General features: G+C 46.6%; 27 protein-coding genes. 20 read left to right on the top strand and 7 right to left on the bottom strand.

The features are described 5' to 3' along the window. The first annotated feature begins 28 nt into the window (after window positions 1-28). From QNH15_RS14930 to QNH15_RS14915, 4 genes are all read left to right on the top strand, one after another. On the top strand, window positions 29-460 hold the full coding sequence (locus tag QNH15_RS14930; protein ID WP_061970900.1) for a BrxA/BrxB family bacilliredoxin: 432 nt from the start codon (window positions 29-31) through the stop codon (window positions 458-460). 221 nt (window positions 461-681) lie between these two features. After that, window positions 682-2,148: an ABC transporter substrate-binding protein/permease gene (locus QNH15_RS14925; RefSeq protein WP_283889149.1), complete on the top strand. Its 1,467-nt coding sequence runs from the start codon at window positions 682-684 to the stop codon at window positions 2,146-2,148. Beyond that, the gene (locus QNH15_RS14920) at window positions 2,141-2,863 is read left to right on the top strand and encodes an amino acid ABC transporter ATP-binding protein (RefSeq protein WP_283889148.1); all 723 of its coding nucleotides are present in this window, start codon (window positions 2,141-2,143) and stop codon (window positions 2,861-2,863) included. Before QNH15_RS14925 ends, QNH15_RS14920 begins: the two co-directional genes overlap by 8 nt. 120 nt (window positions 2,864-2,983) lie before the next feature. After that, window positions 2,984-3,943 carry an aromatic acid exporter family protein gene (locus tag QNH15_RS14915; protein WP_283889147.1) on the top strand — a complete coding sequence of 320 codons (960 nt, stop codon included), beginning with the start codon at window positions 2,984-2,986 and terminating at the stop codon, window positions 3,941-3,943. Window positions 3,944-3,986: 43 nt separating this feature from the next. Here the strand turns inward: QNH15_RS14915 and prli42 are convergent, their stop codons facing one another. Continuing rightward, window positions 3,987-4,079 carry a stressosome-associated protein Prli42 gene (gene prli42, locus QNH15_RS14910; RefSeq protein ID WP_156412565.1) on the bottom strand — a complete coding sequence of 31 codons (93 nt, stop codon included), beginning with the start codon at window positions 4,077-4,079 and terminating at the stop codon, window positions 3,987-3,989. A gap of 219 nt (window positions 4,080-4,298) precedes the next feature. Here prli42 and QNH15_RS14905 point away from each other — a divergent pair, with 219 nt between their 5' ends. The 8 genes from QNH15_RS14905 (at window position 4,299) to rnz (ending at window position 13,063) form a co-directional block, all read left to right on the top strand. Then, window positions 4,299-5,888: an acyl-CoA mutase large subunit family protein gene (locus tag QNH15_RS14905; protein WP_430667168.1), complete on the top strand. Its 1,590-nt coding sequence runs from the start codon at window positions 4,299-4,301 to the stop codon at window positions 5,886-5,888. 21 nt (window positions 5,889-5,909) lie between these two features. After that, window positions 5,910-6,758 carry a methylmalonyl-CoA epimerase gene (mce, locus tag QNH15_RS14900; protein WP_283889145.1) on the top strand — a complete coding sequence of 283 codons (849 nt, stop codon included), beginning with the start codon at window positions 5,910-5,912 and terminating at the stop codon, window positions 6,756-6,758. Beyond that, the gene (locus QNH15_RS14895) at window positions 6,759-8,309 is read left to right on the top strand and encodes an acyl-CoA carboxylase subunit beta (RefSeq protein ID WP_283889144.1); all 1,551 of its coding nucleotides are present in this window, start codon (window positions 6,759-6,761) and stop codon (window positions 8,307-8,309) included. It begins immediately after the preceding gene. A gap of 15 nt (window positions 8,310-8,324) precedes the next feature. Then, on the top strand, window positions 8,325-9,446 hold the full coding sequence (locus QNH15_RS14890; RefSeq protein ID WP_283889143.1) for a tripeptidase T: 1,122 nt from the start codon (window positions 8,325-8,327) through the stop codon (window positions 9,444-9,446). A 156-nt stretch (window positions 9,447-9,602) separates the two neighbouring features. Continuing rightward, window positions 9,603-10,109, top strand: coding sequence for a winged helix DNA-binding protein (locus QNH15_RS14885; RefSeq protein ID WP_061970885.1), 507 nt, complete (start codon window positions 9,603-9,605; stop codon window positions 10,107-10,109). A 110-nt stretch (window positions 10,110-10,219) separates the two neighbouring features. Continuing rightward, on the top strand, window positions 10,220-11,410 hold the full coding sequence (locus QNH15_RS14880) for a DNA polymerase IV (protein WP_283889142.1): 1,191 nt from the start codon (window positions 10,220-10,222) through the stop codon (window positions 11,408-11,410). 45 nt (window positions 11,411-11,455) lie between these two features. Then, the gene (locus QNH15_RS14875) at window positions 11,456-12,109 is read left to right on the top strand and encodes a phosphatase PAP2 family protein (protein WP_283889141.1); all 654 of its coding nucleotides are present in this window, start codon (window positions 11,456-11,458) and stop codon (window positions 12,107-12,109) included. Between the two features lie 3 nt (window positions 12,110-12,112). Continuing rightward, window positions 12,113-13,063 carry a ribonuclease Z gene (gene rnz / locus QNH15_RS14870; RefSeq protein ID WP_283889140.1) on the top strand — a complete coding sequence of 317 codons (951 nt, stop codon included), beginning with the start codon at window positions 12,113-12,115 and terminating at the stop codon, window positions 13,061-13,063. Window positions 13,064-13,103: 40 nt separating this feature from the next. Here the strand turns inward: rnz and QNH15_RS14865 are convergent, their stop codons facing one another. The 3 genes from QNH15_RS14865 to proC all read right to left on the bottom strand — a co-directional run bounded on the left by QNH15_RS14865 (window position 13,104) and on the right by proC (window position 15,027). After that, window positions 13,104-13,862: a glycerophosphodiester phosphodiesterase gene (locus tag QNH15_RS14865; RefSeq protein ID WP_129475162.1), complete on the bottom strand. Its 759-nt coding sequence runs from the start codon at window positions 13,860-13,862 to the stop codon at window positions 13,104-13,106. Window positions 13,863-13,961: 99 nt separating this feature from the next. Next, the gene (locus tag QNH15_RS14860) at window positions 13,962-14,120 is read right to left on the bottom strand and encodes a hypothetical protein (protein ID WP_156412564.1); all 159 of its coding nucleotides are present in this window, start codon (window positions 14,118-14,120) and stop codon (window positions 13,962-13,964) included. A gap of 58 nt (window positions 14,121-14,178) precedes the next feature. After that, window positions 14,179-15,027: a pyrroline-5-carboxylate reductase gene (proC, locus tag QNH15_RS14855; RefSeq protein ID WP_283895584.1), complete on the bottom strand. Its 849-nt coding sequence runs from the start codon at window positions 15,025-15,027 to the stop codon at window positions 14,179-14,181. A gap of 406 nt (window positions 15,028-15,433) precedes the next feature. Between proC and QNH15_RS14850 the strand changes: the two genes are divergently transcribed. The 4 genes from QNH15_RS14850 (at window position 15,434) to QNH15_RS14835 (ending at window position 19,354) form a co-directional block, all read left to right on the top strand. Then, window positions 15,434-16,390 carry an MBL fold metallo-hydrolase gene (locus tag QNH15_RS14850; protein WP_283889139.1) on the top strand — a complete coding sequence of 319 codons (957 nt, stop codon included), beginning with the start codon at window positions 15,434-15,436 and terminating at the stop codon, window positions 16,388-16,390. 11 nt (window positions 16,391-16,401) lie between these two features. Beyond that, complete coding sequence (locus tag QNH15_RS14845; protein WP_283889138.1) at window positions 16,402-17,190, top strand: SDR family NAD(P)-dependent oxidoreductase; 789 nt, start codon at window positions 16,402-16,404, stop codon at window positions 17,188-17,190. Window positions 17,191-17,400: 210 nt separating this feature from the next. Beyond that, window positions 17,401-18,645 (top strand): glycosyltransferase, encoded by a 1,245-nt coding sequence (locus QNH15_RS14840; protein WP_283889137.1) that lies wholly within the window; start codon window positions 17,401-17,403, stop codon window positions 18,643-18,645. Continuing rightward, the gene (locus QNH15_RS14835) at window positions 18,608-19,354 is read left to right on the top strand and encodes an HAD-IIB family hydrolase (protein WP_283889136.1); all 747 of its coding nucleotides are present in this window, start codon (window positions 18,608-18,610) and stop codon (window positions 19,352-19,354) included. Before QNH15_RS14840 ends, QNH15_RS14835 begins: the two co-directional genes overlap by 38 nt. Window positions 19,355-19,387: 33 nt before the next feature. On the opposite strand, the gene QNH15_RS14830 is transcribed toward QNH15_RS14835, so the two are convergent. Continuing rightward, complete coding sequence (locus tag QNH15_RS14830; RefSeq protein WP_283895582.1) at window positions 19,388-19,585, bottom strand: YqzH family protein; 198 nt, start codon at window positions 19,583-19,585, stop codon at window positions 19,388-19,390. A 175-nt stretch (window positions 19,586-19,760) separates the two neighbouring features. Between QNH15_RS14830 and QNH15_RS14825 the strand changes: the two genes are divergently transcribed. Together QNH15_RS14825 and QNH15_RS14820 are read left to right on the top strand one after the other, a co-directional pair. Continuing rightward, window positions 19,761-21,020 (top strand): Y-family DNA polymerase, encoded by a 1,260-nt coding sequence (locus QNH15_RS14825; RefSeq protein WP_061970860.1) that lies wholly within the window; start codon window positions 19,761-19,763, stop codon window positions 21,018-21,020. 21 nt (window positions 21,021-21,041) lie between these two features. Next, window positions 21,042-21,377 carry a YolD-like family protein gene (locus tag QNH15_RS14820; protein WP_283889135.1) on the top strand — a complete coding sequence of 112 codons (336 nt, stop codon included), beginning with the start codon at window positions 21,042-21,044 and terminating at the stop codon, window positions 21,375-21,377. Window positions 21,378-21,451: 74 nt separating this feature from the next. Here the strand turns inward: QNH15_RS14820 and QNH15_RS14815 are convergent, their stop codons facing one another. Continuing rightward, entirely contained in the window at window positions 21,452-21,697 is a 246-nt protein-coding gene (locus QNH15_RS14815; RefSeq protein ID WP_283889134.1) for an HPr family phosphocarrier protein, read from the bottom strand. A gap of 148 nt (window positions 21,698-21,845) precedes the next feature. Between QNH15_RS14815 and QNH15_RS14810 the strand changes: the two genes are divergently transcribed. Further along, on the top strand, window positions 21,846-22,496 hold the full coding sequence (locus QNH15_RS14810; protein WP_283889133.1) for a TVP38/TMEM64 family protein: 651 nt from the start codon (window positions 21,846-21,848) through the stop codon (window positions 22,494-22,496). Between the two features lie 45 nt (window positions 22,497-22,541). Here the strand turns inward: QNH15_RS14810 and QNH15_RS14805 are convergent, their stop codons facing one another. After that, on the bottom strand, window positions 22,542-22,826 hold the full coding sequence (locus tag QNH15_RS14805) for an HPr family phosphocarrier protein (RefSeq protein WP_283889132.1): 285 nt from the start codon (window positions 22,824-22,826) through the stop codon (window positions 22,542-22,544). Between the two features lie 153 nt (window positions 22,827-22,979). Between QNH15_RS14805 and QNH15_RS14800 the strand changes: the two genes are divergently transcribed. Continuing rightward, complete coding sequence (locus QNH15_RS14800; protein ID WP_283895580.1) at window positions 22,980-23,555, top strand: DedA family protein; 576 nt, start codon at window positions 22,980-22,982, stop codon at window positions 23,553-23,555. Window positions 23,556-23,611 lie beyond the last annotated feature (56 nt).

Below are 23,611 nucleotides of genomic sequence, written 5' to 3'. Positions count from 1 at the left end.
AAAATAAAAACAGAAAGGGGAGTCTTCAATGAACTTAAACTTTAACTTTTTCATGAATGATGCTGTGGAAGCTGCCCGCCAGGAAATCGTGGAAGCTGGATATATCCAGTTAACGACACCTGACGATGTTGATAAGGCGTTTGCCACATCAGGAACTACTCTTGTGATGATCAACTCAGTATGCGGCTGCGCCGGCGGTATTGCGCGTCCTGCTGCTTCCTATTCCGTAAAGCAAGGTGCACGTCCGGATCAGCTGGTTACCGTATTCGCCGGACAGGATAAAGAAGCAACAGAGCATGCAAGATCATATTTTACAGGTTACCCTCCTTCCTCTCCTTCGTTCGCACTTATGAAAGATGGAGAGATTCAAATGATGGTGCAGCGCCACGAGATTGAAGGCCATGAACCAATGGAAGTCGTCAACAAGCTGATTGATGCATTTAACACCTACTGTAAATAAGATAAAAAAACCTCTGTCCCGAACTTCCGGGACAGGGGTTTTTTTGGAAAAACCACGGGGGCGTTTTTATGCAAAGATTATACATAGCAATGTATAGAAATACATTCGAAATTATCAAAAAACTTACTTTCCTCACTTTTTGTGTTAAAATGCATTATATTGAATAAATATGAATGTATAAATTTCAAATAGAGATCAATCAGAGAGTAGGGGGATAACGAATGTTTAAAAAAACGCACGTGCTGCTGACGCTGGCGCTGCTGCTCATTTTCAGTCTGGCTGGGAACGTACTGCCAGGACAGCATCAGGCAGCAGCTAAGGAGAAACACAATAAAACGCTGGTCATGGGAACATCTGCTGATTACGCGCCATATGAGTATATCGATACGGCGAAAGGCAACAAGATTATTGGTTTTGACGTCGATGTGGCCAGACATATTGCGGACAAGCTCGGCTATAATCTCGTGATTAAAGATATGGATTTTAACGGTCTGGTGCCTGCTTTAGATGCAAAGCGGGTTGATTTCGTCATGGCGGGAATGACGCCCAATGCCGAACGTAAGCAGAAAGTGGATTTTTCCGATACCTATTATAAAGCGAAACAACTAATCGTTACCAACGATCCGAAAATCAAGAAGATTGAGGACCTCAAAGGAAAAGCGATTGGTGTGCAGCTCGGTTCCATACAGGAAAAAGAAGCAAAGAAAATCGCGGACAAAGTGGACAATGTATCCATTGAAAAAAGAAATAAAGTTCCAGATCTAGTACAGGAAATTATGTCTAAACGATTTAATGCAGCTGTCATCGAAGACGGAGTCGCCATTGAATATTTGAACAAAAACCCAGATCTCAGTTCGTTTGTCATCCCCGGATCTGCTTCTGCGGGTTCGGCGGTAGCCCTCCAAAAAGGCAGCGACCTGACGGAGAAGTTCAACAAAGAAATTGCAGCCATGAAGAAGAACGGGGAGCTCGATCAATACGCGAAGAAATGGTTTGAACCGAAAACAGAGAAAAAGGCAGAAAAGAAATCAATCGTCGATTTTTCAACCATCATGCCTTCTATTCCCTACATCTTAAAAGGAATTCTGACCACACTTAAATTTGTGGTCGTGTCCATTCTATTGGGGTTTGTACTCGGAACGATCCTTGCGCTGTTTAAAATCAGCAAAGTGAATGTTCTCCGTTGGGGAGCCGATGCTTATACCTCGATTTTCCGGGGAACACCGCTCATTCTTCAGCTTTTGATTATTTACAATGCCACTCCTCAGCTGACCGGCTATAAAATCGAGCCATTCCTGGCCGGTGTGCTGACGTTCGGACTGAATTCTGCAGCTTATGTTTCAGAGATTATCCGTGCAGGAATCAACGGGGTGGATAAAGGACAGCGCGAGGCTTCCATGGCGCTCGGTGTTTCATACGGCTCCATGATGCGCCAGATCATTTTACCGCAGGCATTAAAAAATATACTGCCGGCGCTGATGAATGAGTTTATTACGCTGACCAAAGAATCGGCCATTATTGCTGTAATTGGTACGACGGATATTATGAGACGTGCCCAAATCGTGGGTGCAGACACCTATCGTTACTTTGAGCCGCTGATTACGGCGGGGATCATTTACTATTTAATGGTGATGGCGTTAACGGTTCTTGGACGCATGCTTGAAAGGAGAATGAGCCGCGGTGATTAAAATAGAAAACCTTCATAAAACATTTGGAAAAAACGAAGTCCTTAAAGGCATTTCGACTGAAATCGGACAGGGAGAAGTCGTGGCTGTGATCGGGCCATCGGGATCCGGTAAATCTACTTTTCTCCGCTGCATTAATATGCTGGAGGAACCGACAGAAGGAACGATCCTGTTCAAAGACCAAGAGGTTACAACCCAGGCATCCAAAATCCAGCAGGTGCGCAAGAAGATTGGTATGGTCTTTCAGCATTTTCATCTGTTTCCGCACATGACCGTTCTGGATAATCTGACGTATGCGCCGGTTACTGTGAACAAAACGGCAAAGCGAGAAGCGGAAGCTGCGGCCCGCGAATTGCTGAAAAGAGTGGGACTGGCGGACAAAGAAGGAGAATATCCTGGCCGCCTTTCCGGAGGACAAAAACAGCGTGTGGCCATCGCCCGGGCGCTGGCCATGAACCCTGAAGTGATGCTGTTTGATGAACCTACTTCTGCACTAGATCCCGAAATGGTAAAAGAGGTGCTCGATGTCATGAAATCACTCGCCCAAAGCGGAATGACCATGGCTATCGTGACCCATGAAATGGGATTTGCGAAGGAAGTGGCAGACCGGGTATTGTTTCTTGATGGCGGTATCCTCGTGGAAGATGCCGTACCGGCAGAATTTTTCGCTCAGCCAAAAAGCGAAAGAGCACAAGCTTTTCTTGAAAAAGTACTGTAAGAGACCTTAAAGGGTCTCTTCTTTTTTATGTTTAGGCCTCAAAGAAACTTGCGCTTTTTATGTTTGTCCTGCAAGATAATAAGTATTGTGTAACGGAGAATGTAAGAAAGGAAGACAGCTATGCCAGCCATTAAAGTCGGCTACAGAACAATAAAAACAGCAATTGGAACGGCACTGGCGATCGGAATCGCTCAATGGCTCGGCCTTGAGTTTTACAGCTCGGCAGGAATTCTGACGATTCTATGCGTTAAAGTTACCCAGAAGCGATCCCTGATCACCTCCTGGGAGCGGTTTGCCGCCTGTCTCATTGGCATTGTGTTCGCGGCCATTTTTTTCACCGTACTTGGTTACCATCCCTGGAGCATCGGACTTTTGATCCTGCTGTTTTTTCCCGTGCTTGTCGGGTTGAATTTAAAAGAGGGGATCATTACAAGCTCGGTTATCATCCTTCATTTGTATACCCTTGAATATATCAGCTGGAAGGCGGCCGGAAATGAAGTGGCGCTGATCACCATCGGAATCGGTATGGCACTACTGGTTAACCTCTATATGCCAAGCATGGAGCTTACACTCAAAAAGATTCAAGGGGACCTTGAGGATCAGTTTAAAGCCATCTTTCTTGAATTTCGTGCCTATTTGTATGATCATGAGCATTTGTGGGACGGAAAAGAGATCACGAGATCGGCACAGCTGATTGATGAAGGGAAAGACCTTGCGTTCCGTGACGTGGAGAATCATACAGTTCGTTATGAAAATGAGTATTATCATTATTTCAAAATGAGGGAAAAGCAACTGGAGCTGATTGAACGGATGATCCCCATTTTGTCATCCATTGATGAGCGGTATATACAGGGCTATATTCTCGGAGACTTCTTTGGTGAACTGAGCGAAGCGGTTCATCCCGGAAATACGGCGGTCATTTACCTGGACAGCATTGAAAAGATGAGAGATAAATTCCGTGAGATGGATCTGCCAAAAGACCGGGCGGAATTTGAAACCCGCTCCAAGCTTCATCATCTCCTGAACGAAATCGAACGCTACCTTCTGATCAAAAAAGCTTTCAAGAAAAGCGACATATAATAAAAAAAATAAGCCGACCAGGCTTATTTTTTTATCTCTACTATTAAAAGAAAGCGCTGATTCCGGCCATCAAGGTTGTCAGCAGCAAGGATGCCAGCATGATAAAAACGACGGTCTTGATTACTTTTTGGGACATACCAACCCTCCTTATCCACTGTTATTGTACAAAGATTTGAACCATGTTACAAGGATTCCTGCATTTTCTCATTATTTTGAGAGAAAAAGAAGGAAAAAGCGTTTTCAAAAAGAAAGTAATCATAGGGAAGATAATGTCGAATGATAGGTGACAGGAGGCAACCATATGATAAAACATCAGGAGCGAGTGAAAAAGTGGAAGCTGGCCACAGAGAAAAGCATGCAGCGGTTTCCAGAGAGAAAGGAACGATTCGAGACCAGTTCCAAATTTGAAATCAGCCGACTATATGGTGCAGAACAGGAAAACTATGATATAGAAAAACTCGGACTTCCGGGCGAATATCCATATACGCGGGGAATACAGCCGACCATGTACCGGGCTCGCTACTGGACCATGAGGCAGTATGCCGGGTTCGGATCAGCCGAGGAGACGAACAAGCGGTTTCGTTACCTTTTGCAGCAAGGCCAAACCGGTCTTTCCGTCGCTTTTGATTTGCCAACACAGATTGGCTACGATTCCGACCACTCCATGTCCAAGGGAGAAGTGGGGAAAGTAGGAGTTGCCATTGATTCGCTCGAAGATATGGAAGCGCTTTTACAGGAGATCCCCCTTGACCAGGTGAGCACGTCGATGACGATCAATGCTCCGGCATCCGTGCTCCTTGCCATGTATATCGTGGTGGCTGAAAAGCAGGGAATTTCGCCGGAAAAGATATCCGGTACTATTCAAAATGATATTTTAAAAGAATATATTGCAAGAGGAACGTATATTTTTCCGCCCAAGCCTTCCATGAGGCTGATTACCGATATTTTTGCATATTGTAAAGAACAGGTGCCGAAATGGAATACAATCAGCATATCAGGCTATCATATTCGGGAAGCAGGAGCTAATGCAGTTCAGGAGCTTGCCTTTACCATTGCCAATGGCAAAGCCTATGTGGATGCCGCGATTGAAGCCGGTTTGAACATTGATGATTTTGCGCCGAGACTGGCCTTTTTCTTTAACGCTCATAACCAGTTTTTTGAAGAGGTTGCCAAATTCCGTGCTGCCAGGAGAATCTGGGCAAAATTGATGAAGGATACATATGGCGCCCAAAATCCGAAAAGCTGGCAGCTTCGCTTTCATACCCAGACGGGGGGATCCACCTTGACTGCACAGCAGCCTGACAATAATATTGTTCGGGTTACCCTGCAGGCGCTGGCTGCGGTTATGGGAGGAACACAAAGTTTGCATACCAATTCCAGGGATGAGGCCCTGGCCCTTCCTACCGAAGATTCTGCGAGAATTGCGCTCAGGACGCAGCAGATCATCGCTCATGAAAGTGGCGTGGCAGACACAGTGGACCCGCTTGCCGGCTCGTACTTTTTGGAACACTTGACCGATGTCATGGAAGAAGAGGTTGGAAAATATCTCGAGAAAATTGAATCCCTTGGCGGAGCAGTGGCCGCGGTCGAGCAAGGATACATGCAGCGGGAGATTCATCATACAGCTTATGAAACTCAAAAGGCGATCGAAAAAGGAGAAGAAATCATTGTCGGGATGAACTCGTTCACCCTTGAGAATGAAGTGAGGCCGGAACTCTTACGTGTGGACCCGACCCTCGGTGAAAAGCAGAAGGAAAAGCTGACGCGATTGCGGAACTCAAGGGACCAAGACCGAGCGAGCGCTCGGTTGGAAGCGTTGCGTCTAGGAGCAAAGGGGACAGAAAACCTGATGCCGCTTATTGTGGACTGTGTTCGTGATTATTGCACAATTGGAGAAATCTGCGGCATTCTTCGGGAAGAGTTTGGAGAGTATACGGGAGTATAGACAGACAGGAGTGGATGAACAATGAATAAGAAAATACGTGTGCTGGTTGCGAAACCAGGCCTGGATGGGCATGACCGGGGAGCGCTGGTTATTTCTCAGGCTCTTCGCGATTATGGCATGGAGGTTATCTATACAGGGCTTCGTCAGACGCCGCAGCAAATCGTGGCAGCCGCCGTGCAGGAGGATGTGGATGCCATTGGATTATCATGTCTTTCAGGTGCCCATAATGAACTGTTTCCGGAAGTGATGGCTCTTTTAAAGGAACGCGGAGCGGGTGATATCATCGTCATTGGCGGAGGTGTGATTCCATGGGAGGATATCCCGTTTCTAGAATCGGCAGGCGTCCAAAAAATATTTACTCCTGGCACACCCACTATTGAAACGGCAAAGTTCATTGAAGCCGCGGTTCGTGCCCGGGACGGCTATCCCGCTTCAATCGGCATGGAGCCTCCTAAAAAAATCGATCATATTGGAATAGCAGTTGAATCCTTGGACGAAGTACTTCCGTTTTACGTGAACACGCTTGGTTTGAAACTTGAAGCTATTGAAGAAGTGCCTTCACAAAACGTAAAGGTGGCTTTTATCAAAATTGGTGAGAGCCGCCTCGAGCTGCTTGAACCGTTAAGTGAAGAGAGCCCGATCAGGCAATTCATCACAAAACGGGGACAGGGGGTTCATCATGTCGCCCTTGGCGTGGAAGGAATTTCAGAGCGGATCGGTGAGCTTAAAAATGCAGGCATCAAAATGATTCAGGAAGAACCGGTAAAAGGTGCCGGCGGTGCTTCCATTGCGTTTATTCATCCTTCTTCCGCACACAAGGTGCTGTTCGAACTGTGTGACAAAACGGAAATTGAAGGAGGCGCTTCCTAAATGGATATGTACGATAAAATGGATGAATTATATGACAGAAAACGTGAAATCGAGCTCGGCGGTGGAGATGATAAAATCGACAAGCAGCATGAGCGGGGAAAATTAACGGCCAGGGAACGGATTGACCTGTTGCTTGATGAAGGCAGCTTCATTGAGCTGAACCCCTTTATTGAACACCGATGTACCGACTTTGGCCTGGAAAATATGAAAGCTCCCGGGGAAGGTGTGGTCACGGGGTATGGAAAAATTCATGGCCGTCCGGTATATTTGTTTGCTCAGGACTTTACCGTTTTTGGCGGTGCGCTTGGCGAGATGCATGCCCATAAGATCGCCAATGTTATGGACCTTGCAGCCAAGAACGGTACACCTTTCATCGGATTGAATGATTCAGGTGGAGCACGCATCCAGGAAGGGGTTGTGTCGCTCGATGGCTATGGACAAATTTTCTACAGAAACTCCATCTACTCGGGGGTAATCCCACAAATCTCGGTGATCCTGGGACCGTGTGCAGGCGGCGCGGTTTATTCACCGGCGATTACCGACTTTGTGTTCATGGTGGAAAAAACGAGCCAGATGTTCATTACGGGGCCAAAAGTAATTGAGACCGTGACGGGTGAAAAGATTTCTTCTGAAGATCTTGGAGGGGCAAAAGTTCACAGCACGAAAAGTGGAAATGCTCATTTTATGGGCGAAACGGAGGCTGAGGTTCTCGAACAGGTGAGAGCTTTGGTGGAACTGCTTCCTCAGAATAATAAAGAAAAATCGGACATCAAGAAAGGAAATCCGCAAGCAAGCGATGACCTTCCTGAAATTGCTGACGTGGTTCCTGTTGATGCAACCAAACCATACGATGTACGAAAAGTAATCGAGCAGGTGGTTGACTCCGATACGTTTTTGGAGGTGCACGCTCATTTTGCGAGAAATATAGTCGTTGGTTTTGCAAGGATCAAGGGAGAAGTGGTAGGATTAGTATGTAATCAGCCAAAAATGATGGCTGGCGGCCTTGATATTGATTCTTCGGATAAGGCATCGCGCTTTATTCGGTTTTGTGACGCTTTCAATATTCCGATCATCACCTTTGAGGACGTCACCGGGTTTTTTCCAGGAATTAAACAGGAGCATGGCGGAATCATAAGACACGGAGCCAAAATTCTTTATGCCTATTCCGAAGCCACTGTTCCGAAAATCACCGTAATCACCCGTAAGGCATATGGCGGTGCCTATGTGGCATTAAACAGCAAATCGATCGGGGCGGATCTGGTTTTTGCCTGGCCTAATGCGGAGATTGCCGTGATGGGGCCTCAGGGAGCTGCCAATATTATTTTTGCAAGAGAAATTGAGCAAAGTGAGAATCCAGAAGCGACCAGACAGGCTAAAATCGATGAATACCGCACGAAGTTTGCCAATCCTTATGTTGCGGCGGCAAGGGGCATGGTTGATGATGTAATCGATCCGCGTGACACTAGGATCAAGTGCATCCAGGCTCTTGAAATGCTGCGCACAAAACAGGAAGAACGGCCCTGGAAAAAACATGGCAATATCCCGTTATAATGGAGGAAAGACATAATGGTAAATGAACAACGATTGCTGGATGAATTTTTGGAATTGGTTCAGATCGATTCCGAAACAAAATTTGAAAAAGAGATTTCCAAAGTATTAACTAAAAAATTCACTGATTTGGGCGTGGAAGTTTTTGAGGATGACGCTGAATCAACAACAGAACACGGAGCAGGCAATTTGATTTGCACACTGAAAGGGAATAAAGAGGGAATCGATCCCATTTATTTCACATCACACATGGATACAGTGGTGCCAGGTGTAGGCGTCAAGCCTTCAGTTAAGGACGGATATGTTGTTACAGACGGAACCACCATTCTCGGAGCGGATGACAAGGCTGGCCTGTCGGCAATGTTTGAAGCCGTGAGAATTTTAAAAGAAAAAAATATTAAGCACGGTGATATTCAATTTATCATTACCGTGGGTGAGGAATCCGGCCTCGTAGGAGCAAAAGAACTTGATCCTTCCAAGCTTACCGCCAAATTCGGTTTTGCACTCGACAGTGATGGCAAGGTGGGTGACATCATTGTGGCTGCTCCTACTCAGGCCAAACTGATTGTTGATATTTACGGAAAAACCGCACATGCCGGTGTAGCACCGGAAAAAGGTGTGTCTGCAATTACCATTGCAGCCAAGGCGGTTTCAAAAATGCCGCTTGGCCGCATTGATGAAGAAACAACAGCTAATATTGGAAGGTTTGAAGGCGGGTCGCAAACCAACATTGTATGCGACCATGTTTCCATTCTGGCAGAGGCACGTTCTCTCATCGCAGAAAAAATGGAACAGCAGGTTGCAAAGATGAAAGAAGCGTTTGAAAACACGGCAGAAAGCCTTGGCGGCCGTGCAGATGTTGCTGTAAAAGTGATGTATCCAGGGTTTAAATTCGGAGATGGCGACCATGTCGTGGAAGTTGCGAAAAAAGCGGCCGCACGGGTTAACCGCCCTCACCGCCTGCTGCAAAGTGGTGGTGGAAGTGATGCTAACGTGATCGCAGGACATGGCATTCCAACCGTGAATCTGGCGGTAGGCTATGAGGACATTCACACCAAAAATGAAAAAATGCCAATTGAAGAACTGGTAAAAACAGCTGAAATTGTGGTTGCAGTTATTCAAGAGGTTGCAGGAGAATAATAAAAAGGGCCAGCCATGAAATTGTGTTGGCCCTCTTTTTTTCTTGATTGCAGGCTGTAAGTTTGAATTGACAGGAACCTCAGCTGTTAGTATATTTGGTGGTAGTTTAATTGTGGGAAATTATGTTTAAATTGGATGAAGAGCCGGAGGGATAGGATGAGTGAAGTTGCGGACATGCATATGATGATGAATTATGTGCGGGGAGTCTATAAAGTTTTGGAGGAAGATTGGCAAAAGTCTGCTAAGGCGCTTGGCCTGACACAAGCGGAGCAGCATATTTTGTGGATTGTATCCTTTGAACAGGAAGCCACCATATCACGTATTGCCCAACTCGGATTATGGGATGTTTCAACCGTAATGCAGGTGATTAAACGATTGAAAGAAAAAGGGTTGGTGCAGATGCTGAAAAAGGATCATGACCGGAGAATTTCGTATGTGAGTCTCACTGAAGAAGGGGCTAAAAAACAGGAGATGTCCGCCGAAGGAAAAAATTCAATTTATGAATATTTGCGGACATGGGGGCAGCAGGAAGATCAAGCGGAGTTTCTGCTTCAGCTGGGCCGGTTACATAAAGAAATAAATCAGCATTTCCATGGCTCGGAGTATGTGGAGTGGGTTGAAGCCACCGGGAAGCAGCTGAGGAGCGAGGTGAAGACAAGGTAAATACGCCTTGTCTTTTTTGACGGTGTTGAGTCTCCACGGCTTTTGCCTTTTATTCTCGTTTCTCTTTTCATATAATAATGATGGAATCCATGAAAAGGAGAGGGAAGCACATGGATCGTTCAACTCATAAACGCAGATTCATTCTGCATGTGGACATGAATAGCTTTTATGCTTCTGTGGAAAGCATGATGGATCCCGCATTAAAAGGCAAGCCGCTTGCGATTGCAGGAAATCCCGAAGAACGCAGGGGCATCATCGTCACATGCAGCTATGAAGCGAGGAAGTTTGGTGTTAAAACCACCATGACCCTCTGGCAGGCAAAAAGACTGTGTCCTTCCCTGATTGTACGCAGGCCTGATTTTCCAAAATACAGAATGATGTCGAACCGGATGTTTCAACTTCTGAGGGAGTACACTAATCTCGTGGAACCTGTATCCATTGATGAAGGCTATTTGGATGTGACAGCTTCATCCATGAACCCGGTTGAACTCGCAGGTGAAATACAAAACAGGATCTATCATGAGCTTGGATTGCCCTGCAGCATAGGAATCGCACCCAATAAGTTTCTTGCCAAAATGGCATCTGACATGAAAAAACCCATGGGTATTACGGTTTTAAGAAAAAGGGAAATGAGTACCATCCTTTGGCCGCTAGGCGTAGGGGAGATGCATGGCATTGGCCAAGCAACGGAAGAGAAGTTGAAAACATTCAACATTCATACCATCGGTGACCTCGCAAAAGAAGATGCGTACAGCCTGAAGCACCGTTTTGGAATCAATGGGATAAAGATGTGGGAGCGTGCCAACGGCATTGATGACCGGCCCGTTAATCCCGAGCGGGCTTCTGAGTTTCAGTCCGTTGGAAATTCCACCACACTGGCAGAAGACCTGGATCATGAACCGGAAATTAAAAGGGTCTTTGAAAGCCTTGCAGAATCGGTTGAACGGAGGATGAAGCAAAAGAAAGTGGTGGGGCAAAATCTGCAGATTGTCATACGGTATGCAGACAGAAAGACGGTGACGCGGAGTAAATCCCTTGAAAACCCATTTCATGATAAGGACATCATCCTTAAAATGGCGTGGAATTTATTTAAAAAGCATTGGAATGGAGATCCCATTCGGCTTCTTGGCATTACGGCAGCAGATGTTATCCCCCGGGAAAATGCCTATAAACAAATGGATCTTTTTACGTTCGAACAGGAAAAAAAGCAAGCAGATGTTAACCGGTTGGTCAGTGACCTTCAAAAAAAGTTTGGGCAGCAATCCATCATCAGAGGCAAATGGAAGGCAGGTCCATCATAACCTTTATAGATAGAAGCTTTTTAATCCCGGGTGGTGATCAATGTTTTGGGAAAAGTCGTCAAGCTCTGGCTCTTGATTGGAATGGTAGGATTAGCGGCTTTCTTTGTTCTGCTTGCCCTGGGGTATAGCGGTTCGGAAGTGGAAAAAATGGACCACATGATTATTTCTGCTTTGACCGCTTATCAGCCCGGGGAGTTGACCCGGCTTTTTATCTGGATTACCAACAGCGCCGCAAAAACGAATGAATGGCTTTCGTTGCTGGTCTTCTCTGTTTTTTTTATTATCTGGCGCCGGCAGTGGCTGGAACCTCTCGTTTTAACGATTTGTCTATTTACAACCCGCTATGGGAATTTTTTTCTGAAAGATGTGTATGAAAGAGAACGGCCATCCTTTCATCAGCTCGTGGAGATTGGCGGGTACAGCTTTCCAAGTGGACACGCCATGATTTCAGCCGGATTTTTCGGATTGCTTTTTTATTTTTTGGCGGTCCACATAAAGCGGACGTGGGCAAGGCGCCTGGTGGCTGCCTTGGGTTCTTTGTATATCTTACTTGTGGGTTTGAGCCGGATCTATCTTGGCGTGCATTATCCGAGCGATGTGGTGGCTGGTTTTTTGGCCGGCGGAAGTTTGCTTTTACTTTTTATCATCCTCTACCAGCTGCTGGCGGTTTTTATTTTATGGCATGAAAGGAAGAGTTGAGATATGGAACTTCATTTTTTGGGCACAGGAGCCGGAATGCCATCGAAAGAGAGGAATGTTTCATCCGTTGCGCTGAAATTTCTTCAACGAGGTGGAGAGGTTTGGCTTTTTGACTGCGGGGAAGCTACGCAGCATCAAATTTTGAATACTTCGGCCATTAAGCCGCGTAAAATCACTAAGATTTTCATTACTCATCTTCATGGGGACCACATTTTTGGGCTTCCCGGGCTGCTTGGCAGCAGGTCATTTCAAAGCGGTGAAGATAGCCTGCTTACGGTATATGGCCCTCCGGGAATCAAAGAGTACTTGGAAATTTGCCTGAAGGTAAGCTCAACCTACCTCACCTATCCCTTTGAAGTGGTTGAAATCTCGGAAGGACTGGTTTGTGAGGAAAATGGCCGTCGCGTTTACAGCAGTCTGCTCGATCACGTGATTCCCTGTTTTGGGTACCGCGTGGAAGAATCCACACAGCCCGGCAAACTGAAAGCGGAGCTGCTGCAAAAAAGCGGAGTGTCTCCCGGCCCTTTGTATCAGGAGCTGAAAAAAGGCAAAGATTTGACGCTGCCAGACGGAACCGTTCTTAAAAGCAAGGATTTTCTTTCCGCTCCCGTTCCGGGAAGAATTATTACGATCCTGGGTGATACCAAAGCTTGCGACAACGCCATAAAGCTTGGGAAAGACGCTACGGTGCTTGTGCATGAAGCGACGTTTCTTCATGAATTGGCTGAACAGGCTGCCGAATTTGGCCATTCTTCTGCAAAAATCGCAGCCTTGACCGCCAGGAAGGCGAATGCTTCGTCATTGATCATCAATCATATCAGTTCCAGGTATCATAAAGAACAGAAACATCTGCTGTTGGAGGAAGCGCGGGAGGTATTTCCCAATACATCAATGGCAAATGACTTTTCCGTATTTCCCCTGGAAAAGCCCATAGCAGCTGATATGGAAAAATGAGCGAAGAGAAGTGACCCACATTTGGATCACTTCTTTGCGGTCATTTTTTTTTCATAAAGCTTTTTTTGACGGTGACTTCTCCATTTCGGACGGCACGCGCCAAATCGGGCTGGTCGGTAATCACCGCATCCACTTCGTATTGAAAGAAATAATAGAGCCATTTTTCTTGGTTGACCGTGTATGGCCTGACCGAGACGTTATGCTGGCGGAGCCCTTCGAGGATAGGGGGATGAAGGCTTTTAAAGGGAGGGTGCACGCTCCAGGCACCAAGCCGTTTTGCATAATTCCAAGGCTCATACAGGTTCGACGTATAAAGAGGAGCGATATCGATGGAAGGATCCATGTTTCTTAACAGAACCAGGCTGTAATGATTAAAAGAGGAATAAATGGTCCTTTCTTTCATGCCATATGCATTCACAAGGTTGTATACCTTTTGTTCCAAATCCTCGTAATACACCTTGTTGTTCTTCAATTCGATATTAAGCAAAAGAGGAGTCGTGCGGATCCACTGAAGAAACTCCTCAAGTGTCGGAATTCGTTCGTTTTGAAATTCTGGAGAAAACCAACTGCCCGCATCCAGCAGTTTAATTTCTGAAAGGCTGATGTTTTTTACATACCCTTTTCCGTTGGTTGTCCGTTTTACTGTTTCGTCATGGATGACAACCGGGATGCCGTCTTTCGTCAAATGAACATCAATTTCCAGGCCTTCTGCCCCCAATTCCAACGCCTTTATATAGGCCGCCATGGTGTTTTCCGGGCATACTTTGCTTGCGCCCCGGTGTCCATAGATTTTTGTCATATCTGGAAAAACTCCTTTCTGTCCTATACCATTACCAGAACGCTCGGGGAATAAACCGCCTGCCTTACAAGAAAAAAAGCCTCCTGGCGGGAGGCTTGGTTATGTTGCATTCGCCGAAGAACGGTGTTCGATGCTCATATCATTTTTTACAATCCATTTTATAAAATCTTTTTCCTTTTTTGTCAATGGCCGGGTGAGGAACTGCTGAAATTCTTTAAACAACAGATTGTACCGCTTGACTTCTTCTTGATCAAGCATATTATACCTCCCGTTGCTGACGTTTGGTCTTTTATTATAAAACGAAATAACAGAATTGTCAAACTATTTCTTGGGTTGATGGCCGGCTGTACATTTTACCAAGTTCTTCTGATCGTTCGGCCGCCCGTTTGACGCATTGCTCAATCGCTTTTTTCACTTGGAAATGGTCGAGCATCTGAATGCCGGCTTCGGTTGTGCCTCCCGGGCTGGTCACATTTTGGCGAAGCTTTTGGGGATGGTCCCCGCTCATCTTCACCATGTGTGCAGCCCCAAGAAGTGTTTGGGCGATGAGGTCTCGCGCTTCCTCCTCACTGATATCCATGGAAGAAGCAGCCTGCTGCATGGCTTCTACCAGATAGTAAACATACGCGGGGCCGCTGCCCGATAAACCGGTTACGGCATGCAGACTTTCTTCCCGAAGGCAGGTTGTGGTGCCGATACAGCTGAATAATTCTTCGGCGAGCTGCATGTGTTTAACTTCGGCAAATTTCCCGCCAGCGATGCCTGTTGCCGAATACCCAATGGCTGCAGAAGTGTTTGGCATGGCCCGGATGACAGGGACCGGGGCATCAAGCAGTGACGAAATCAGGCCAGTTGAAATACCTGCGAGAACCGAGATGATGATATGATCCGCATGAACGGCTTTATTTAATGACCGCAGGGCCTGTTCTGCATCTTTCGGTTTCATTGCCAGAATGAGTATATCAGCGTGGTGTGCGGCATCACCAGCAGATTTCGAAACGGTAATTTTATAGTTTTCTTGAAGCTCTTGCAGCCTTTTGGCATTGATTCGGTTTGTCACAATAATATTTTTTGGGTCAGCCAGTTTTTTGGCAATCATACCCGAAATCATGGCTTCAGCCATCGCACCTGCTCCAATAAAGGCAATTTTTTTATTCACGGCTATCCCTCCAATTTAGGTAAACTAAAAACGCACTCCTTCATCCTAGAAAAAGGACGGAGGAGTGCGATCCGCGGTACCACCTTAATTGGCTTGATAATAAAGCCCAGCTTGTTGCCTGTATCGAAGGCATACGATCAGGTTCAATCCCTGATGGCTCGGGGGATAGGTTCGTTCATCACGTGCTTGCAGAATCTTTCAGCCGGTGGATTCCGCTCTCTTTTAGCCGCTCTATGAAGTACTGGTCCCTTTCAGCGCCGTTTCAACGTTTAGTTATTAAAAGATATTATGCAATGGACACCTCTAGTATGTCAAGGCTATTCCATCTTTTTTTGGAATTTTCATTTATTTAAAGAGTGGAAGTTTTGCTATACTGATTATACTATGCAACGTAAGGAGGTCTGGTGCACCCTTGAAAGAAAAAATGATGGCCATCGAGCTTCCCACCCCTTTTCCGGTAGGAAATGTCAATGTGTATCTTATTCCGGGAGAGAAGCTGACTCTTGTCGATTGCGGCCCGAAAACACCGGAGGCCTGGTCGGTTTTTCAGGAAAAGCTTCGCGATTGGGGCGTTACCGTAAACGATATTGAGCAGATTATTTTTACTCATTATCATCCCGATCATGTTGGATTATATGCGTGCTTTGCATCCCCGCCGCCGGTTCTGGCAAGCAAGGAACAAATTCCGTATCTCAGCCAGGACCCGGAATACTTTTTACATAGAAACCAATTTTACGAGTCATTTTATAGTAAATCAGGGATGCCTGCAGAGGCTTCCCAGCTGGAGGAATACAAGCTGCAGCGATATCTCGGGTATTCTGCTGTGGTTCATCCGGACAAAATGATATCGGAGGGGAAGGAGATTCCCGGCCTGCCGGGATGGATGATGATCAAAACTCCCGGGCATTCTCCGGACCATCTCTCACTGTTTCACCAAGAAAGCGGAATGATGGTCGGCGGGGACTTTCTCCTCCAGCGTGTTTCCTCCAATGCGCTCATAGAACCTCCCGAGCCCGGAGAAACCCGCCGGCCCAGACCCCTCTTGCAGTACAGGGAATCGCTGCGAAAAGCAGCTGTTCTCCCGGTCAAGCGGATTCTGCCGGGACATGGCGATGACATTACCAATTGCCGGGAGCTGATCCAGGAAAGGCTGGAGGAACAGAACAACAGAGCAGAAGTGCTTCGATCAATGCTTGCGGAAAAAATGACTGCCTATGAACTCAGCCGGCAGCTGTTCCCGCGGGTGTATAAAAAAGAGCCCGGACTCACATTGTCAGAAACGGTAGGGCATCTGGATCTGCTTGAGGCAGAGGGAAAAGTGCGGATTGAGCAAATTCAGGATGTTCTATATTACAGGAAAGCAGAATAGGAGTAAAAACGATGAACCAGGTAAAAGACAAAGTGATTGTGATTACAGGGGCTTCCGGCGGTCTGGGGGCTCAGGTGGCTTTGGACGCGGCCCGCATGGGAGCACATCTTGTACTGATTGCCCGCAATAAAGAGAAGCTTGAACACATAAAGGAAAAAATAAAGGCGGAAGGAAACCGTGAGCCGGTCATCCATCAACTGGATGTCGGGATTACCGAAGACGTCAGCAGAGTGTTTCACGAAATCACTTCTGATTTACAGATTGATGTGCTGATTAACAATGCCGGCTTCGGAATTTTTGACTATTTTGTCGATGCCGACCTTAAAGACCTCTCAGGCATGATGCAGACGAACGTGATCGGGCTTATGGCCTGCACGCAGGCGGTGCTGCCGCAAATGATATCGCGCGGATCGGGCCATATCATCAACATCGCTTCCCAGGCGGGTAAAATTTCTACCCCGAAATCCAGCGGTTACGCGGCGTCAAAGCATGCGGTGCTTGGTTTTTCAAACGGATTGAGGATGGAGATTGCCGAAAGCGGGATTCATGTGACCACGGTAAATCCCGGGCCGATTGAAACCAACTTTTTTTCAATCGCGGATAAATCTGGATCCTATGAAGGCAATATTAAAAAGTGGATGCTGTCACCGGAATATGTCTCAAAGAAAATTCTCTCGGCCGTGGGACGTCCGGTCCGGGAAATCAATCTTCCCGGCTGGATGAATGCCGGAAGTAAACTGTATCAAATGTTTCCAAGGCTCGTTGAAAAACTGGCCGGTAATGCCTTTAAACAAAAGTGAACGATAATATTATTATGTAAACAAAATTTTGTAAAAAAATGATGATTTTTCTTTATTTATTCGGGTTCCTTATTTCCATACCTTCTCAATAAAAGGTAAAAAGTCTTAATTCACTGGGACTTAAGTACTAAATGTGGTTTGTTCGGGCCAAAACTGGGGTATATCTAGTACAGGCTATCGACCGCAACAATAGAAAGAGGGGTAACGACAATGAATAAAAAAGTTTTATTTATTTCAGATCATGGGGATCCGCTTGCAAAACTCGGTGGAAAGCAAGCCGGAGGACAAAATAATTATGTATACCACCTGGCCCTGGCAATGGAAAACAGGGGATGGGATGTTGATGTAATAACCCATTGGTGTGATAAAGATGCCCCGCAGATAGAGAACTTTGGAAAACGTGCAAAAGTCATCCGCATCAAAGCCGGAATTAAAGGGTTTGTATCAAAAAATGAGATGTTTCAAATCTTGCCGGCATTTTTTAAAGAAATTGAAGAGGTTGCACCTCTTGACCAATATGACATTATTCATACTCATTACTGGCTTTCCGGGATCCTCGGACGCCAGCTCCGCAGAAAATACAACATACCGTTTGTTCATACATCACATTCCCTTGGCGCTGCAAAAGAACGGGCTACAGGAGAAAGGGATGAGCGCAGATTTCAGTATGAACGAACCATTCTCCGTTCCGCCAACCGTGTGATCGCCACCACCAACAGCGAAAAAAGCCTGATTCATGAAGTGGCTAAACAGCCTGCGCCTGTAGATGTTATTCCAATTGGTGTATCTCCTACATTTTATCCATATAACCAGCGATCAGCTACCAAACAAAAGCTTGGCGTCCATGGACCTTTGGTATTTTATGCAGGAAGGCTCGAAGAAACGAAAGGCGTTGAAACCTTGCTTCAAGCTTTCAGGTATTTAATCCAATGGGGCGATGTGCCGTCCGACACCAAACTGGTTCTGGCCGGAGGACAAAAGGAAGAGATCGACGACGACCAGCTTCCGGTGGCGGAGAAACAGCGCTCATGGGTAAAAGGAATCGAGCGTTATGTCCGTTTTGTCGGGCCAAAAAGCCAGGAAGAACTGGCAGCCTACTTTAATGCGGCGAATGTGGCGGTTGTGCCGTCCTATTATGAATCGTTCGGTATGGTGGCCGCAGAAGCCCAGGCCTGCGGTTGCCCTGTGATTGCATCGCGTGTCGGCGGACTGCAAAACGTGGTCGTTGAAGGGGAAACCGGCTTGCTTGTTACACCAAAAGACCCGCAGGATCTGGCTTTGACCCTTGAAATTATTTTAAACAATGATATTATCGCACAAAGGCTTGGCAAACAGGCGTCCTCTCTTGCAGAACGCGATTATCGCTGGCCAAATGTGGCAGCGAGAGTCGAGCAGGTATATGAGGAGGTTCTGGAAGGTGAAACAAAAAAACGTTACACATCTTTTAGCTACTGATCTTGATGGAACGCTTGTAGGAGAAAAGGAACTGACTTCTGCCTTATTTGAATATTACGGGGAACGAACCTATGAGGTTGAACTCGTCTATGTGACCGGACGGCATCATGATTCGACGATGGAACTGATCAAGGCAGAAAACCTCCCTATGCCATCCATCCTCATTTCCGATGTAGGAACAGAAATGTATGATTTTGATGATCCGGAGCTTCATGAGCGATGGAAAAAAACACTGGAGGAGCAGTGGTGGCCCGAGGAAATTTCCCGGATTGCCGCCCAGTGCAGCGGGCTTACGCCTCAATCCATTCCATCTACACACCGGCTTTCTTACTTTGCCGAGGATGCAGGAGCATTTGAAGAAGTAAAACAAAAACTGGAAGAAAACGGAGTACCGCACAAGCTGATTTTTAGCTCGGGCAGAGATGTGGACATTCTTCCGCCAAATGCTGGCAAGGGTGAAGCCCTTTCCTTTCTGCTTCGTGAAAAGGGGTGGGAGAAAGCCAATGTTCTTATTGCCGGCGACTCCGGAAATGATCGTGACATGATTACAATGGGCTATCCTGCCGTTGTGGTGGGGAACTGCCAGGATGAACTGAAAAAGCTTCCTGAACATCCGCTTATTTTCCGGGCAGAAAACCACTGCGCCGGGGGGATCCGGGAAGCATGGGAACATTTTTTTGAAAAGGAAACGGTGGAAAGCAACGGATAACGCAAACCCTCTCTTAAAGACAAGAGAGGGTTTTTATTGTTGGGTCACAAAATCATATACGACATCCTGCACGGCGAGGTAAGGGTCCGATCCTTCTGCGGTTTGCCAATCCTTTTGGATGTGCTCCAAAAGCAAGGCATATTCCTTTTCCGTATACGGGATGGTTTCTTTATCGTCAAAATAGGTTAACAAGGCTTTTTCCAGCCATTTGCGCAGCAGGCGCTCTTCCATTATCTTCACCCTTTCCTCTTGTACACAATTTAGCTTACCTGCCATCCGTGGTCAATGATTTTTAAGGGTGGAAAAGTACCTGAAAAAATTTCCATTGAGAACAGAACATATATTCGGTTAAAATGGGTATACATAATAAAGGGAACGAACGTTTGTATTTGAAGGAGTGAGGAAGTTGATCGATTATTCCAAGGTTCAAAATCGTTCAATTTTGTGCATGGACATGAAGAGTTTTTATGCCAGCTGTGCGGCTGTGCGTTTAGGGCTGGATCCGCTGGACTGTTACCTTGCCGTCGTCGGGAACACCGAAAGGCAGGGAAGCGTGGTCCTGGCTGCTTCTCCCTGTTTAAAAAGGGACTTTGGTATCCGGACGGGAAACCGGCTTTTTGAAATTCCCAAAGACAGCCGCATTCATATTGTGGACGCCCAAATGTCCTTTTTTTTAAAGCGCTCCATGGAGATCACGCGTCTGCTTAACCGATTCGTCCCGAAGGAAGCCATTCATACGTACAGTGTGGACGAAAGCTTCATACAGGCGGACGGCACCGAACGGTTATGGGGAGGGCCGATGCAGCTGGCAACAGCCATTCGCACCGCCATCAAGGAAGAGTTCGGCCTGCCCTGCGCGATCGGCATCGGCCCCAATATGCTGATGGCGAAACTCTGTCTTGATTTGGAGGCGAAAAAGGAAGGGGTGGCCACGTGGACGTATGAGGATATTCCGAAAAAACTATGGATCCTTTCGCCCCTGAGCAAGATGTGGGGCATTGGGTCACGGGTGGAACGGACGCTCAACCTGATGGGGATCACGACGGTCGGGGATCTCGCCCACTATCCTTTGGCGCTTTTGGAAAAAAAGTTCGGCATTATGGGAAACCAGCTGTATTATCATGCCTGGGGTGTGGACCTCTCGGAGGTCGGGGCGCCCATTATGCAGGGACAGATCAGCTATGGCAAAAGCCAGATTCTCCTGAGGGATTATACGGACCCGAAGGAGGTACAGCATGTCATCCTCGAAATGTGCGAAGAGGTGGCAAGGAGGGCCCGGACAGCCAAAAAGGCAGGGAGAACGGTCAGCCTTGGAATCGGCTACAGCAAGGAGGAATGGGGAGGAGGGTTTTACCGCTCAAAAACCGTTCCGGAACCGACCAATATTACAATGGAGATCTATGAGATCTGCCTGGAGTTGTTTCATACGTTTTATGAAGGAAAGACCGTCCGAAAGATTTCGATTTGCCTTTCCAATGTGTGCGAGGACAATGAGACTCAATTAAGCATCTTTACGCTGGAGCATCCCAAAAAACGAAAGCTTGGGTATGTGATGGATGATATCCGCAAAAAGTACGGATCAACTGCTCTTCTTCGGGCCGTCTCGTATACGAGCGGGGGGACAGCACTGCACCGCAGTACCCTCCTGGGCGGCCATAAGGCATAGAGAAAGGAGGACGCCTCACCTATGATCAAAGACCGAGGAAGCCTGAAATGGACCTCCATGATGCTGCCGGAGCATGTGAAGCACTTAAGGGAATGGGAACAGGAAGACAGAGATGCAGCTGAAGACCATGAATGGGATGAGCAGCTGCTGGAGGAGATGAATCAGCAGATTCTTCTGGCTATGGAAGAGGCAAGCCAGGTGGAGATTATGTGCCGGGGCGGCGCTCTCACGAGCAAACGAGTGAGGGGACGCATCCATTATTACGATCCCTACCGCCGTATGCTCAGGATGATGGATGAAGCAGGAGGGCGGCAGGACGTTTACCTGCAGACAATCGTCGCCATTATCCATTTATAAGGCGCAAAAAACAGCTGGCTGGTATGAAAAAACTGCCCCACTGGCATTCAGGGGGCAGTTCATTACCAGCCGGCTTAGTCGGCGTTTTCAAACAGATCGGATTGGAACAGCTGGTCCTGCAGACCGGCTAAATCGGCCCTGCTTGTTATTTCAATCTCCTGTCCCGGCTGGATCGATAAGGAAATCAATCCGAGAAGGCTTTTGCCGTCAGCCGTTTTCTCTCCTTTTTTTACATACACCGGTTCCTCAAAACGGCTGGTAAACTGCACAAACTGGCCGGCATCTTTGGCATAGATGGGTTTTTTCGCAATGACTTTCAAATCGCTTCTCTCCCCCTGTCTCTCCTTTTTTATACAGCTTATGAAGGAGTAAGGAGGAAATGTCATAAATATAATGAAAATAAAAGTGACTTCTATCGGAAAGTAATGGAAAATATAAAGGTAAGACAGGAGAGAGGAGAAACATCGATTGATTCGCAGCAAAAGAAATTGGATGAAAATTTTAATAATCGCTATAAGTGTGGCCCTGCTGTGGTATTTCAACCACAAGTATTTGAATTTAACACCGGAAGTATTTAGGGAGTGGATTCTTTCCTGGGGCGTATGGGCACCCATTGTCTTTATTGTGCTGTACGGTCTCAGACCCTTTGTGCTGTTTCCATCCTCTGTGTTTGCGATTACAAGTGGATTGGCCTTTGGACTATACTACGGCTGTATGTATACCTACATCGGGTCGCTTTCCGGAGGGCTGATGACCTATCTGGCGGTAAGATGGATTGGAAAAAGGGCGATGAAAAAAGAATGGAAGGGCAAGTATCAAAAAGTGCAGGAGGGCATCAAAGAGAAAGGCTTCATATATGTGCTGATTCTCCGGTTACTGCCCATCCTGAATTACGACCTTGTCAGCTATCTTACAGCAGCGGCAAATGTGAAATTCAGAGATTATGCGGCAGCAACGGCCATTGGCATCATACCGGGAACGCTGGCGTATACCTATATTGGATCTTCGGTGGCCCATACCGGCATGAAGGAAATTTTAATTTCATCGATTATTTTGATCATATTGATTGTGCTGCCTGTGGTCACAAGAAAAAGGTGGCAAAAAAAGCTTGGCCTATAAGGCGAAACCTAAAGAAAGAAGCGCTGACACAATTCAGCGCTTCTTTTATGTAGTGGCCTGTGATGGTGTAAGCTGTTGAAGCAGCTGCTGGATCGCGGAGTCTGCATCAGCGCCCTCTGTAATCAGGAGAAAGGATTCATCCTTGCGAAGCATCATAAAGAAGGTAACCAGGCAAGATAATTTTTTTGCATGAAGGGTGACGCCGTTTTTGCAAAGAAACACGTTGGATTGATAAGAACGTGATAAATTGACGAAATCTGTTATCTTTTGAATGGTAAATTTAGAAGCATCCTGTGTCATGGAAACGGTTTTTGAACAAATCTTTTTCATGTATGATATCCTCCTGAAATGGATTGTATAATAGTCGATTTAAAACGTATCTACCCCATACCCGAGGCGATTAAACCAAAGAGATTGAAATTGGCGGGAAAGGGAATAAAGAGGAGGATAAGACAGGAAAGGAGAATGAATGTTGTGTTTGAAATGATTTTTCATTTTTTACGAGAGCTGGGGGCTGCAGGCCTGTTCATTGGAACGGCACTGGAAGCTTCCTCCGTTCCCTTTCCCGGAGCGCTCGTTATTTTAATCTATGGGTTTCTGCTGAAGCCAAGTCCAATGGAGACAGTGCTGCTGGCATTAGCGGTAAGTGCTGTTTATACATTGTTCAGTTATGTGCCGTACATGATCGGCTATAAGCTGGAAAGCAAGATGAGAGAGAAGTTTGATGAGAAAAAGGTAGAGAAAACCAAAAGGGTATTCAAAAAATACGGTGAGTGGAGCATCGCGCTTTCGCGCCCGTTTGGTATAGGAAACTATGTTTCGTATGCGGCAGGGATGAGCAAGGTAAACCGCTGGAAGTTTGGAATATTAACCTTTATTGGTGTTTTCCCCCTGGCCATTGCCATGTTGTTTTTGGGCAGGCTGGGTGAAATAAAAACCGTCAACTCCATTCTCGAAGCGTCACAGACATACATTCTGATTGGTGCAGGCGCTTTACTACTTTGTTACCTGCTCTACAAGTTTTTGTACAAAAAACGGAAACGAAGGGCTGCCGGCTGACCGGCTGAACGCCTACTTGACCGGCTGAACGCCTACCTGACCGGCTGAACGCGTTC

This window comes from Fictibacillus enclensis (assembly GCF_030123385.1).
GTDB classification, from domain to species: Bacteria; Bacillota; Bacilli; order Bacillales; family Fictibacillaceae; genus Fictibacillus_C; species Fictibacillus_C enclensis.
Note: the sequence above shows the minus strand (reverse complement) of the source record. Positions and strands in the feature narration are given on the sequence as shown.